The following is an 11386-nucleotide window of genomic DNA, read 5'->3' as shown; positions in this document are numbered from 1 at the left end:
CATGCACAAGGACGATGCCGAACGCTTCAGCGTAACCATCCATCTGGCGGCCCCCGGCACGCCGCGCTACGGCCGTGATGCCGAGGGAAACAGGTTTCTGCTGGAGCCTTCGTTCGCGGGGCACATGTTCCTGTCGCTGCGCCGTTCGGGTGAACCCTTGCCGGAGAGCATTGGTTTCACCCACGCAGGCACCAAGGACGAGCCGAACAGGGGCAAAGTCGATGACATGGACGTGTCGGTCTACGACAAACCCCGCTTCGAGCGCACGATCGAGATCAGCAAGGCGCAGTACGACCGCATCCTCGAGTTCTCGGCAGACCCGAAGAAGCACGGGTTCGACATGAACTACGACTTCTTCTCCAACGCCTGCACCGATTTCGCCTGGGGTGCCCTGAACCACGCAGGCCTGCGCCCGGTCGGGCTGGCCGGGGAGATCACCAACTACGAGGGCGCCACCAAGGTCCTGGACAACATCCGCGCCGTCAACGCCATTCCGCAGCAGGTGAAGGGCAGCGAGCTGGACAGGGTGCAGTGGAACCCGATGCCGAAGCAGACCTTCCGCGAGTGGATGTTCACCGAGAACGGCGAGCAGTGGCGCGGCAACAGCACCCTCGCGGCAAGCGGCACGCCCGCAGACCCGGCGCACGGGGATCATGCCCGCCTCAACCAGATCCACCAGCAGGTGGCCGACCTCGGCGCTTTCGGTGCACGCAACGGCAATGTCAGTGCCAGCCTGCTCGCGCTGTCGAAGGAGCAGCAGTTTTCGCGCGTGGACGAAGTGGTGCTGGGCGAGCAGCGCGGTGATACCGCGCCGAAGCTGTTCATCGTGCAGGGGGACCGCGGTGACCCGGCACACCAGCGCGCCAGCATGCCGGCGGAGCTGGCAGCGCAGGCACCGGTAGAGGCCTCGTTCGAACGGGTGGCGCAGCTGCAGCAGAACCCGCCGCAGCGCGATGCGCAGCACCTGCAGGAAGAGCAGCAACTGCAACAGAGCCACGGCCCACGGATGGCATAGCCGGCGGGTAGCGCCAAGGTCGAACGTCTGCCATGCCCGCGCCGGCGCACGCCACGCCCCCTCACCTGCTACCATTCCCCCGCAACCCCAGCCAGCCCACCCGCGCAGACAGATGCAGGTCGGGCCGTCGCAGTACGGCCCAGCGAGCCAGGACACCTTCCCGTGCCCATTCAAGGACGCTCGCATGTTCCGTAATCCTCTCTTCCGCTCGGCCGCCCTGGCTCTTGCTGTGTCGCTCAGCCTCGGCGCGCCTTCTGCATTCGCCGACAATGCGCCCGCCGCCAGCGCTACCACCGCCGTGCAGCGCCAGGCCGTGGCCAAGGGCCTGTACGAGCTGGCCTACAGCCCGAAGCAGAACGCCGTGTTCGTGGCCTCCTCCGGCGGTTTCGGCGATGACGCCGGCCCGGCCCAGGTGCTGCGCCTGAATCCGGCCACGCTGGCCGTGGAAACCCGCATCCCGCTGGAGCGCAAGGCGTTCGGTGTGGTGCTGGATGACGCCCACAACCGCCTGTACGTGGGCAACACCGTGGACCTGTCGGTGACCGTGGTCGACACCGCGCAGAACAAGGCCGTCGGCACCATCCAGCTGATGGAGAAGAAGACCGGCAAGGACGGCAAGGCTGCCTACACCCACGACCTGCGCGAGCTGGTGGTCGACAGCGCGGCCAACCGCCTGTACGTGACCGGCCACAGCAGCCAGCCGGACGTGAGCAGCGTGCTGTTCGTGATCGATACGAACACGCTGAAGGTGATCAACACCATCGACGGCCTGGGCAATGCCAAGGCGCCGGGTCTGGCGCTGGATGCGGCCAACAAGCGCGTCTACACCAGCAACCTGCTGGCCGACCTGGTGGTGGTGGGCACCGATTCGAACAAGGTGGTGGCGCAGCACAGGATCGCCGCCGAGCAGCCGATGAACATCGCGCTGGACCCGGCCGGCAAGCGCCTGTTCGTGACCGACCAGGGCTCGGAATTCCTGCGTGGCTACCAGGCCAAGAGCAGCGGCCTGGTCAGCAAGCATCCGGGCCAGCGCGTGCTGGTGCTGGACCGCAGTACCGGCAGGGAACTGGCCAGCATCCCGACCGATGCCGGCCCGCTGGGCATCCTGCTGGATGCACCGCGCAAGCGCCTGTACGTGACCAACCGCGAAGCCGGTACGGTTACCGCGTACAACAGTGACAGCTACCAGAAGGTGGCGACCTACAAGGTGCCGACCCACCCGAACAGCCTGGCGCTGGATGCGAAGAACAACGTGCTGTTCGTGAGCATCAAGAACGGCGAGAAGGATGACAAGGGCGCTGACGAGAGCGTGGCGCGCATCCAGCTGTAAGGCGCTGACGCAAGGCCCCGCGCCGTCGCGCGTCGCATGAGGAAGGCAGGGCGCAGGCTCTGCCTTCTTCTTTGCCCGGTTGCAGTTCAAGAGGCTGCCCGCTAGGGTTGAAGCCCATGGCAGGGAGCCAAAGGATCTGAATCATGCTGGCTATCCGCCGCTGGCTGCGCGTCGGCCTGGTCTTCACGCTGGTGGGTGCACTCGGCGCCTGCAGCCGCATACCGGATGCACCGGAGCCGCTGGATCTGGTCAAGCCGATCAACGTGACCCAGTCTGGCCAAGCGGTGCGGTTCGAGTTCGAGACGAATGCCCGCAACTTCCACCCGGGTCGCACGTATGCGCTGGAGCTGGAGTTGCAGCGCCAAGAGACGCGAAAGCCCGACGAGCCTGACGTGGGCACAATGCGGATCCCGTTCGAGGTGATCCTGCAGCAATGGCGTGCTGATGCCTGGAAGGATGTTCCCACCTACGACAGCTATCAAGCCGGGGTGCTCAATGCCGGTGAGCAGCTTCCGGAATGGCATGCATCCAGCGAATGGCGGTATACGTCGCCGCACATGGGCAGTGATGGCCAGTACACGCTGAGCCTGGTTGCTCTGCCAGTGGAAATTGACTCCCGCTACCGCGTGGACGTGCGCACGGTGCAGAGGACTGAGGCACTGCAGGATTACTCGGCCCGTTTGCGGATCCATGCCGCCCGTCCCGCCGGAAAGTAATCAATCGCCTGGTTGCGGCGCCACTGGTCGCTCGCCAGGATAGGTACTTCATGGCAGGACGCCAAAGGGTCTTCATCATGCTGGGTATCCACCGCTGGCTGCGCGCCGGCCTGATCTTCACGCTGGTGGGTGCACTCGGCGCCTGCAGCAGCCGCATACCGGATGCACCGGAGCCGCTGGATCTGGTCAAGCCGATCAACCTTGCCGAGCCAGGCCAGACGGTGCGGTTCGAGTTCGAGACGAATCCCCGCAGTTTCTATCCGGGTCGACCCTACGTGCTGGATCTTGAGGTGCAGCGACATGGCCCCGGGCCTGACAGTGGGCCTGACATGGACAATGTTCATGTTCCCTTCCAGCTGTCCCTGCAGCGCTGGGTCGCAGGTGCCTGGCAGGACGTTGCAACGTCTGATGTCCATCAGGCAAGGGCGCGCAGTCTGGGTCAGCCGCTACCCGAATGGCATGAGTCGGCAGACTGGCGCTACGCGCATCAGGTATCGATGGACGCCAGCCGATACAGGTTGAACATCGTCACCCTGCCGATGGAAACCGATGCCCGCTACCGCCTCGATGTGCGCACGGTGCAGCCCACCCTCTTGCTCCAGCATTACCCGGCACAGCTGCGGGTCCACGCGGACCCTCTGTCGGGAAAATGATCAGAGGCTTGCGCCGCTCCGCCAACAACGCTGGAGGCGGCTCAGCCCAGACGGTGTGCCGGGCTCTGCTGCTGCTCCTGCTCACGGGTCTGCTGTTCGGGCACTAACCCCACGGCCGGCTGCTGCGGGGCCAACCCCAATTTCTGCATCGACTGCTCCACCGGCGTCTGTACCGCCACGGCCGTCGGCATCATCGCGCGCAGGTGCGCCGGATTGGCCGGGTCGCCCTGCACCACGAAGACGTTGTGCCCGGCCGGGTGCTGGGCCGTGGCGTTGCTGACCAGCACGTGGTCGACCTGCTGCAGGCCCTGCTCGCGGGCGAGTACGGTCAGGCTGGCGGTCAGGCGTTCGCTGGTCTGGTCGAACGCACGGCCATGCTGGGCATCCAGAGCGGACACGCCCTGGCGGACCTGCTGATGGAGGCCATAGTCGGGGTGGTTGGGGGTGAGTTCTGCCATGGCGATCGAACGGTAGCGGTGGGTCGGGGTCAACCCCGCCAGTATAGATCCGGCCGGTGAAGGGCGCCGGAAAGGTCAGTCCGCCGGCCGGTGGTCATAGCTGATCACCCGTTCGGCCAGCCAGTGCCCGTCCACGCGGCGCCAGACCTGGATGAAACGGGCCTGGCCGACCCAGTGCTCTACGCCGTCCTTGCCGCGCTCGTGGAAGCGGTGGTCGCCGATTTCCAGCGCCCGCTCGTCGTGCAGCGGGAATACCTGCAGCGAGGAGTCCACCAGCTCGCGCCGCAGGCGCCAGCCGTCCTTGCGCGCGTTGTCGCACAGGTTGGCCACGCTGCGGCGGAAATCCTCGCGGTTGCTGGCCGACTTGCCGTCCTTGTCATGGAAGAACTCCATATCTTCGGTGGTCATCGCGGCGGCCTTGTCGGCGTCGCAGGCCTCGAAGGCGACGGCGAACAGCTGGGTATCGGCCTGGCGGATCTGTTCGCGCAGGTCATCGACGGGCGACGGTGCGGCGGCGAGGCCGGCGGCCAGCAAGGGCAGGGTGAGCAGCAACATGACAGGACTCCCGGGGATGGTCTGCGCAGGCTGGCATGCCGGTGACCACGGCGGTACGGCGCTGCGACGAAACCGGGAAGGCGGGGTGCGAAGGCCGCAAATGCCGGTGCGGCTTCGCGTTGCGGCATGTGCAGGCGATGTCATGAGTGGGCGTGATTCCCTCACGGCTGCCACAGGACGCGGCCGCTAGCCTGCACTCCTCCCCTTCCACAGGAGCGCCCATGCCTGCTTCCCGCATCCGCCTGCATGTTGAAGATACCGGTGGCGACGGCCGCCCGGTGATCCTGATCCACGGCTGGCCGTTGTCCGCCGATGCCTGGAAGACCCAGGTGGCGATCCTGCGCGATGCCCAGTATCGGGTCATCAGCTACGACCGGCGCGGCTTTGGCCGCTCTGACAAGCCGGCCGGCGGCTATGACTACGACACCCTGGCGGCAGACCTGGCGGGGGTGATCGAGGAACGTGACCTGCGCGATGTCACCCTGGTCGGTTTCTCGATGGGCGGTGGCGAGGTAGCGCGCTACGTGGCCAACCACGGCCAGGATCGCCTGCACAGTGTGGTGTTCGCTGCGGCAGTGCCGCCGTTCCTGCTGCGCAGTGACGACAACCCGGAGGGGCCGCTGACCCAGGCCAAGGCCGATGAAATGCGCAGCGGATTGGAGAAGGATCGCGAGGCGTTCTTCGACGGCTTCACCCGCGACTTCTTCAGCGCCAATGGCCAGTTGATGGTGACCGAAGAGACGCGCCAGTCGGCGATCGCACTGTGCCATCAATCCGACCAGGCAGCGGCGCTGGGCTGCATGAAGGCGTTCGCCACGACCGATTTCCGGGATGACCTGAAGAAGATCAGGGTGCCGACGCTGATCCTGCATGGCGACAGCGATGCCATCGTGCCGTTCGAGGGCTCCGGCCAGCGTACCCACAAGGCCATCAAAGGCAGCGAAGTGGTGATCCTGGAAGGCGCGCCACATGGCTGCAACACCAGCCACGCCGACCGCTTCAATCTGGCCCTGCTGAACTTCCTGAAACGCTAAGCTGCGGCCATGCGCCAGACCAGAACCCCCCCATGGAAGAAGCCCAACCCCAAGGGGCAGACGTCGCAACCGCTATCGGATGCGCAGAAGGCGGCGGCACGGCAACGTGCCGAGGAGAACGGGCGGCGCTATCCCAACCTGGTCGACAACATGTGGGCGGCGAAGCTGCCGCGTGGGTCGTGATTCAAAGGCTGGCTGTGGGCCTGGTGTAGCGCCGAGCCGATGCTCGGATGGCGCGCGGGGCGCGTGCCAGCCGGAGAAGGGGCAAAGGGCAGCGGAGCATGGGCTCGGCGCTAAGGGCCGGGCAGTGGCTGCCAGCCCGACTCCCTCCATGGCGCAACCTCGCGTTGCTGTACGTCAATGGCCTCGATTGGCAACCCGGCCAGCCGTGCCAGTTCCGCACGCAGCATTTCGGTGTCCAACGGCAGCGCGATGGCCACCTGCAGGCGGTCGCCCTGCTGCCGGACCTGCACGGGCACGACCGCATGGGCTTCATGCTCACCGCCGGTGCGACCGATCGGGTAGCGCATCGCCGTGGGCCGCCCCAGCTGTGCGAGCGCGGGTTGCCATGCCTGCAGCACGACGGGCTGTGCGGCCACGGGAACCTGCGCCTCGACGACGGTTCCCGCATAACCGGTGAGATTGTCCACCATCACCTGGAAGCGTGCGCCATCGGGGATGACCAGCACGGTGGCGATCAGCGCCATCAGCGAGAGGATGGCCGCGGCGACGTGCCAGCTGCGGGGTGCGGTGGCGGCGCGGGTTGCCGTGCGCAGGCCCGGCTTGCGCCGCAGCTTGCGCGCGTAGATGCGTCGATCCTTCCTGCGGGGGCTGCTGCTGTGCTCCGGCAGGTTCAACGGGACGCGTGGCATCCGGGCGACGCGCGCATTGATCAGGCGCGAGAGCAGCCACCATGCGAGCACGAACGCCAGCAGTGGCAGCAGCGTTCGTACCACCAGATACAGCATCACCATCGGGAACATCCTGCTTGGCACACACGGATTCAATCAACCTCGTCATCGTAACGGCGCTGCGTGGTGCGTGTCGCATCCGCCAGCCGACACGTGCGAAGCGCTTGGTTAGGATGGCTCTTTACTGTCATGGATGAACCGATGAGCGCCGCCACTTCCCGAATCCGCCGCATCTGTGGGCAGGGGCCGATCCTGTTGATGCTCCAGTGGGTCGCGCTGCTTTCTGTGGTGCTGGCTGCCGGCTTCTTCCATTACCGCGTGGAGCTGTTGCTGGAGCCGGTGACGGTGGCCTGTGGGGGCCCGGACGCGCAGGCGCGATTGCAGGTTGCCGAACAGGTGATGGCGCGTGCGGGCGCACTGGATGACTGGCAACCCCTGGGCTGGATTCCATGGGTAGGCCTGGTGCTGGCCTTGCTGGGGGCCATGGCGGTATGCGCAAGCCGTGCGCTGTGGCTGCGCGATCGGCTGCGTACGGCGAACGTGGCGCTTATGGTGCTGCACGGTGGCGCACTGGCTTTGGCCGGATGGGTACTGCACCTGTACGAGGATGCGTGGAGCAATGTGGCGCGGCTGTCACCCACGGCGTGCCTGGTGGAGCTGGTGTCGGAGGGCGATGTACCGCTGGAGCAGGCGCAGCGCGTGGTGTTCCACATCCTGACGCGGGTGAACGCGCCACTGCTGCGTAATCCGGATGATCTGGCGCTGGTGTTGACGGTGCTGTTGTTGGCCGCGATGGCCGGCGGCGTTGCCCTGTGGCGTGCGATCGCGCGGGCCCGGGCGGGCTGAGCACGCTCGGCGGCGCGCGGCAATCGCGCTACAGTCGACGCCTCGCCACTCCAGGGAAGACCCGATGCGCTTGTTGCTGCGTGCGTTGCCGTTGTTGCTGTTGTCGCTGGCGGTGCATGCCGCCGAGGTGGACCGCCGTATCGCGGTGACCATCGATGATCTGCCGTGGGCACGGCTGGACCAGATCGTGCCGCCAGACCTGCAGGCGCGGCATGAGGCGTTGATGGCCCAGCTGCACCAGGCAGGCGTGCCGGTGGTCGGCTTCGTCAACGAGAACAAGCTTGAGGTGGAGGGACAGGTGCAGCCGGCGCGGGTGCAGATGCTGCGCGACTGGCGTGATGCGGGCTATGTGCTGGGCAACCACACCTACTCGCACATGGATCTGAATGCGAAGGGCCTGGCGGCGTTCCAGCAGGATTTCCTGCGCGGCGAGACGGTGCTGCGGCCGCTGCTGGCCGAGAAGGGGCAGGCGCCGCAGTGGATGCGCCACCCCTACCTGCGTGCCGGGCGCACCGCGGATGAGCGGGTGCAGATGGATGCGTTCTTCAAGCAGCATGGCTACCGCGTGGCACCGGTGACGGTGGACAACGGTGAGTGGGTGTGGGCGTTCGCCTATGCCAACGTGATGAACGAGCAGGCGGACTCGCCCGCGCGCGCGGCGACGCTGGCGCAGCTGCGCAAGGGCTACGTGCCGTACATGCTGAACAAGCTGGACTATTACGAGAAACAGTCGCAGGCGCTGCTGGGGTACGCGCTGCCGCAGGTGTGGCTGATGCACGCCAATGAGCTCAACGCGGCCATCTTCGCCGAACTGGTGGCGGCCACGAAGCGCCGCGGCTATCGCTTCATTTCGCTGGACGAGGCGATGAGTGACCCGGCCTATGCGCGGGGTGCCGAGGGCTACAACGGCCGCTATGGCCCTAGCTGGCTGCACCGCTGGGCGATGGCGGAGAGCAAGCCGAAGGATTTCTACGCCGGCGAGCCCGAGGTGCCGGCGTGGGTGATGAAGCTGGCCAAGGTCGATTCGGAGTAAGGCTCAGCGCTTGACGGCCAGCACGCCGTCCAGCGCCAGTTCGGCCTTGAAACCAGCCTTTTCCAGGCGCTTGGCCACTTCACGCGGCACGTCGCGGCCGCTGGTCAGCTTGTTCGGCGCACCGGTGTAGTGGAACAGGCGGCCGCCCTTGCGGATCACGCGGGCGAGGTGGTCGTAGAACACCTGTGAGTACAGCTCGCCGGCGATGCCGAAGTGCGGGGGGGCGTGCAGGATTGCGTCGACACTGTTGCTGGCCACCTGTTCGATCTGCTGCGAGACGTCACCGTGGCTGAACTGCAGGCGGCCACCGGCGGCAGCCGAGTCCGGATCCGGCGACCACGGGTTGAGCGTGCGCAGCCACATCACATCGGCGTTCTTCTCGAACGAGCGGATCTGGCCGACACCGGCTTCCAGCGCACAGGCAGCGAAGTAGCCGAGGCCACCGCAGGTATCGAGGATGACCTTGCCGGCCGGGGCGACCAGCTCCACCTTGCGGCGTGCATCCTCGAACGGCGACAGCTTCGAGGTCGGCAGCATCTTGATGCCGTCGATCTCGAAGGTCGGTGCGCCCCATTCGGTCGGCACCAGCTTGATCAGCGAGCCGCTGTAGCGCGAGATCGGCGCGAAGTCCTCGCCATCCCAGTAGTACAGGGTGCGGTCCTTCAGCTTGCCCGGCCAGGGATAGGGCTGGCCCCGGAAGTGGAAGCCGTCCGCATCGAGCGCCACGCTGTCCTGGCTGCGCCCGAGGTCGAGCGAGCCCTGCCAGTCGGCGGCGCCCTTGTCACGGGCACGGCGCAGGGTATCGGCGCTGTCGCGGGTCAGCAGGGGGCCGGTGTAATGGGGCACGGCGGGTACCGGGGCGGTTCGGGGGAGGGCATGGTACCGCAGCTGTTGTAGAGCCGAGCCCGCCCTAGGCTCCACCATGCCTGCATCCACGCATGGCGTGGATCTACTGCAAACGTAGCCGAGCGTGGGCCCGGCTCTACAGTTCAATCGCACTTCACCGCATACACCGGCCCAGCCCCGATCAGCATCAGCGCCATGTAGTCGCTGTCGCTGGCCTTGCCCTTCAGCGTCGCGCCCTTGTTGAAGTGGAAGATGCCGAAGCCGCCGGACATGCGGATCAGGGCATTGTCGATCTGGTCGGCGTCGTCGCGGAAGTAGCGGCTGATCTCGCTGGACGTGGCCTTGTGCAGGGCGTTCGGTTCGCGCTGCCACTGCTCGCCACGGCTGAAGGAAACGAAGTACTGGCCGCCTTCCTTGTCGATGCGGAAGTCGGCGGGCTTGCGCGCGCCGGTGGCGAAGCAGCCCTGCAATGGGTCGGCGGAGAAGGGAAGCCGCGCATCGTCGCCGCAGGCAGTGAGCAGCAGGAGGGCACCGGGCAGCAGCAGGCGGAGCGTGCGCATGGGATGTCCCTACAGGGCAGGTGCGGCTAGTGTAGGCAGCACGCGGGCGTGGCCCGTACAGAAATTCGGCAAGGACACAGGGGTTTTCGGATGGCGCAGGGCAAGGCACCGTGGTGCGGCGTGGCCAGTTGGCTGGGGATTGCTGTGGGGTGGGGGGCAGGAACCGTGGCGGCGCAGGCGGCAGTCGCTGCCGGTGGCAATGGCATGGCCGCTGGGCTGGGCGTGGGCGTGCTGGGCGCGGCCTTGGTGGGCGGCGGCCTGGCAGTGGCCGCGCGCGTGCGTGGCGAGCGCTGGCCATGGATCGGCATCAGCGGTGCGGTGCTGAGCGCGCTGCCGCTGCTGATGTACCTGCTGCGGATGATGCTGAAGCTCTAGCGGTAGTGCCGGCCGCTGGCCGGCAACTGCAGGTGGCGTGCGGTGTTCATGGGGTTGCCGGCCAGCGGCCGGCACTACCTGGCGTGCATCACTCGCTGCGGTGGATCTCCACCGTTACATGCACCAGTTCTTCGTGGATCGCCAGCGCGTTGCGCACGGTATCGGCATCCAGCGTGGCGTCACTGGTGACCACGCTGGCGCTGACCGCGTACTTGCCGCGACCCACCTGCCAGACGTGCAGGTCGGCCAGGCGTGCCGGCCACGGGCCCTGTTCGATCACCTCGCGTACTTCGGCCACCACCGGCGCGTCCATCTGCGCGTCGAGCAGGATGCGGCCGCTGTCGCGCAGCAGGCCGACCGCCCACACCGTGACCAGTACGGCGCCGACCAGGCCCATCACCGGGTCCAGCCAGGTGAGGCCGAGCAGCTTGCCGCCGAGCAGGGCGACGATGGCCAGCACCGAGGTGGCGGCGTCGGCCAGCACGTGCACGTAGGCAGAGCGCAGGTTGAGGTCGTGACCGTGCGCATGGCCGTGGTCGTGGTGTTCGTGGCCATGCCCGTGGTCATGGCCATGGTGATGATGCGCGTGGCCCGGGCTGTCGTGCAGCCACCAGGCACACAGCAGGTTCACGCCCAGCCCGACCGCCGCGATGGCGATGGCTTCGTTGTAGTGGATCGGTGCTGGTACCCACAGCCGCTCCAGCGACTGCACGGCCATCAGCGCGGCCACGCCGAGCAGGGCGATGGCGCTGGTATAGCCGGCCAGGATCTCGATCTTCCAGGTGCCGAAGGCGAAGCGCGGGTCGTGCGCGTAGCGGCGTGCGCAGCGGTACGCAAACACCGAGAGCCCGAGCGCCAGCGCATGCGAACTCATGTGCCAGCCGTCGGCGAGCACGGCCATGGAGTTGAACCACCAGCCGCCGACGATCTCCACGACCATCATGCTGACGGTGAGCCACAGGGCGCGGCGGGTATTGCGTTCGGCCAGCGGGTTGCCGTCGTCGAAGCGGTGTTCGTGGCGACGGGCGGCGGCAAGGGCGTCCAGGTGCATGGG

The 11386-nt window shown here is 66.9% G+C and carries 15 protein-coding genes; 9 read left to right on the top strand and 6 right to left on the bottom strand.

Annotation, left to right across the window (positions count from 1 at the left end; translation table 11 throughout):
* Position 1: 1 nt before the first annotated feature.
* From J3A72_RS22535 to J3A72_RS22520, 4 genes are all read left to right on the top strand, one after another.
* Positions 2–1015, top strand: a complete 1014-nt coding sequence (locus tag J3A72_RS22535; RefSeq protein ID WP_075076841.1) for an XVIPCD domain-containing protein — start codon at positions 2–4, stop codon at positions 1013–1015.
* 184 nt (positions 1016–1199) lie between these two features.
* Positions 1200–2345, top strand: a complete 1146-nt coding sequence (locus J3A72_RS22530) for a YncE family protein (RefSeq protein ID WP_075076840.1) — start codon at positions 1200–1202, stop codon at positions 2343–2345.
* Between the two features lie 143 nt (positions 2346–2488).
* Positions 2489–3061, top strand: coding sequence for a hypothetical protein (locus tag J3A72_RS22525; RefSeq protein ID WP_075076839.1), 573 nt, complete (start codon positions 2489–2491; stop codon positions 3059–3061).
* Positions 3062–3138: 77 nt separating this feature from the next.
* On the top strand, positions 3139–3714 hold the full coding sequence (locus J3A72_RS22520; RefSeq protein ID WP_053494895.1) for a hypothetical protein: 576 nt from the start codon (positions 3139–3141) through the stop codon (positions 3712–3714).
* A gap of 41 nt (positions 3715–3755) precedes the next feature.
* Here the strand turns inward: J3A72_RS22520 and J3A72_RS22515 are convergent, their stop codons facing one another.
* Entirely contained in the window at positions 3756–4172 is a 417-nt protein-coding gene (locus tag J3A72_RS22515) for an XVIPCD domain-containing protein (RefSeq protein ID WP_075076877.1), read from the bottom strand.
* A 75-nt stretch (positions 4173–4247) separates the two neighbouring features.
* A complete protein-coding gene (locus J3A72_RS22510; RefSeq protein WP_075076838.1) occupies positions 4248–4727 on the bottom strand; it encodes a nuclear transport factor 2 family protein in 480 nt (159 codons plus the stop codon).
* Positions 4728–4948: 221 nt separating this feature from the next.
* Between J3A72_RS22510 and J3A72_RS22505 the strand changes: the two genes are divergently transcribed.
* Positions 4949–5761, top strand: coding sequence for an alpha/beta hydrolase (locus tag J3A72_RS22505; protein WP_075076837.1), 813 nt, complete (start codon positions 4949–4951; stop codon positions 5759–5761).
* 9 nt (positions 5762–5770) lie between these two features.
* The gene (locus J3A72_RS22500; RefSeq protein ID WP_005415066.1) at positions 5771–5944 is read left to right on the top strand and encodes a hypothetical protein; all 174 of its coding nucleotides are present in this window, start codon (positions 5771–5773) and stop codon (positions 5942–5944) included.
* A gap of 110 nt (positions 5945–6054) precedes the next feature.
* On the opposite strand, the gene J3A72_RS22495 is transcribed toward J3A72_RS22500, so the two are convergent.
* Positions 6055–6735 (bottom strand): hypothetical protein, encoded by a 681-nt coding sequence (locus tag J3A72_RS22495; RefSeq protein ID WP_069118052.1) that lies wholly within the window; start codon positions 6733–6735, stop codon positions 6055–6057.
* Between the two features lie 138 nt (positions 6736–6873).
* Between J3A72_RS22495 and J3A72_RS22490 the strand changes: the two genes are divergently transcribed.
* Together J3A72_RS22490 and J3A72_RS22485 are read left to right on the top strand one after the other, a co-directional pair.
* Positions 6874–7518: a hypothetical protein gene (locus J3A72_RS22490; RefSeq protein ID WP_014645753.1), complete on the top strand. Its 645-nt coding sequence runs from the start codon at positions 6874–6876 to the stop codon at positions 7516–7518.
* Positions 7519–7582: 64 nt separating this feature from the next.
* Positions 7583–8551, top strand: coding sequence for a polysaccharide deacetylase family protein (locus J3A72_RS22485; protein ID WP_075076836.1), 969 nt, complete (start codon positions 7583–7585; stop codon positions 8549–8551).
* 3 nt (positions 8552–8554) lie between these two features.
* On the opposite strand, the gene J3A72_RS22480 is transcribed toward J3A72_RS22485, so the two are convergent.
* Positions 8555–9397, bottom strand: coding sequence for an SAM-dependent methyltransferase (locus J3A72_RS22480; protein ID WP_075076835.1), 843 nt, complete (start codon positions 9395–9397; stop codon positions 8555–8557).
* Between the two features lie 143 nt (positions 9398–9540).
* The gene (locus J3A72_RS22475) at positions 9541–9957 is read right to left on the bottom strand and encodes a hypothetical protein (RefSeq protein WP_075076834.1); all 417 of its coding nucleotides are present in this window, start codon (positions 9955–9957) and stop codon (positions 9541–9543) included.
* A 90-nt stretch (positions 9958–10047) separates the two neighbouring features.
* On the opposite strand from J3A72_RS22475, the gene J3A72_RS22470 reads away from it, so the two are divergent.
* The gene (locus J3A72_RS22470) at positions 10048–10332 is read left to right on the top strand and encodes a hypothetical protein (RefSeq protein WP_032961769.1); all 285 of its coding nucleotides are present in this window, start codon (positions 10048–10050) and stop codon (positions 10330–10332) included.
* Positions 10333–10420: 88 nt separating this feature from the next.
* Here the strand turns inward: J3A72_RS22470 and dmeF are convergent, their stop codons facing one another.
* Positions 10421–11383, bottom strand: a complete 963-nt coding sequence (gene dmeF, locus J3A72_RS22465; protein ID WP_046428557.1) for a CDF family Co(II)/Ni(II) efflux transporter DmeF — start codon at positions 11381–11383, stop codon at positions 10421–10423.
* Between the last annotated feature and the right edge of the window lie 3 nt (positions 11384–11386).

It is taken from the genome of Stenotrophomonas sp. PvP093 (assembly GCF_017876915.1).
GTDB classification, from domain to species: Bacteria; Pseudomonadota; Gammaproteobacteria; order Xanthomonadales; family Xanthomonadaceae; genus Stenotrophomonas; species Stenotrophomonas muris.
The sequence above is the reverse complement of the archived record's forward strand: the minus strand, read 5'-3'. Positions and strand labels throughout refer to the sequence as shown.

What these genes read in the sequence shown, in the direction of transcription:
- J3A72_RS22535 (WP_075076841.1), top strand. Translation starts at nt 2, where the DNA reads ATGCACAAGGACGATGCCGAACGCTTCAGCGTAACCATCCATCTGGCG.
- J3A72_RS22530 (WP_075076840.1), top strand. Translation starts at nt 1,200, where the DNA reads ATGTTCCGTAATCCTCTCTTCCGCTCGGCCGCCCTGGCTCTTGCTGTG.
- J3A72_RS22525 (WP_075076839.1), top strand. Translation starts at nt 2,489, where the DNA reads ATGCTGGCTATCCGCCGCTGGCTGCGCGTCGGCCTGGTCTTCACGCTG.
- J3A72_RS22520 (WP_053494895.1), top strand. Translation starts at nt 3,139, where the DNA reads ATGCTGGGTATCCACCGCTGGCTGCGCGCCGGCCTGATCTTCACGCTG.
- J3A72_RS22515 (WP_075076877.1), bottom strand. Translation starts at nt 4,172, where the DNA reads ATGGCAGAACTCACCCCCAACCACCCCGACTATGGCCTCCATCAGCAG.
- J3A72_RS22510 (WP_075076838.1), bottom strand. Translation starts at nt 4,727, where the DNA reads ATGTTGCTGCTCACCCTGCCCTTGCTGGCCGCCGGCCTCGCCGCCGCA.
- J3A72_RS22505 (WP_075076837.1), top strand. Translation starts at nt 4,949, where the DNA reads ATGCCTGCTTCCCGCATCCGCCTGCATGTTGAAGATACCGGTGGCGAC.
- J3A72_RS22500 (WP_005415066.1), top strand. Translation starts at nt 5,771, where the DNA reads ATGCGCCAGACCAGAACCCCCCCATGGAAGAAGCCCAACCCCAAGGGG.
- J3A72_RS22495 (WP_069118052.1), bottom strand. Translation starts at nt 6,735, where the DNA reads ATGGTGATGCTGTATCTGGTGGTACGAACGCTGCTGCCACTGCTGGCG.
- J3A72_RS22490 (WP_014645753.1), top strand. Translation starts at nt 6,874, where the DNA reads ATGAGCGCCGCCACTTCCCGAATCCGCCGCATCTGTGGGCAGGGGCCG.
- J3A72_RS22485 (WP_075076836.1), top strand. Translation starts at nt 7,583, where the DNA reads ATGCGCTTGTTGCTGCGTGCGTTGCCGTTGTTGCTGTTGTCGCTGGCG.
- J3A72_RS22475 (WP_075076834.1), bottom strand. Translation starts at nt 9,957, where the DNA reads ATGCGCACGCTCCGCCTGCTGCTGCCCGGTGCCCTCCTGCTGCTCACT.
- J3A72_RS22470 (WP_032961769.1), top strand. Translation starts at nt 10,048, where the DNA reads ATGGCGCAGGGCAAGGCACCGTGGTGCGGCGTGGCCAGTTGGCTGGGG.
- dmeF (WP_046428557.1), bottom strand. Translation starts at nt 11,383, where the DNA reads ATGCACCTGGACGCCCTTGCCGCCGCCCGTCGCCACGAACACCGCTTC.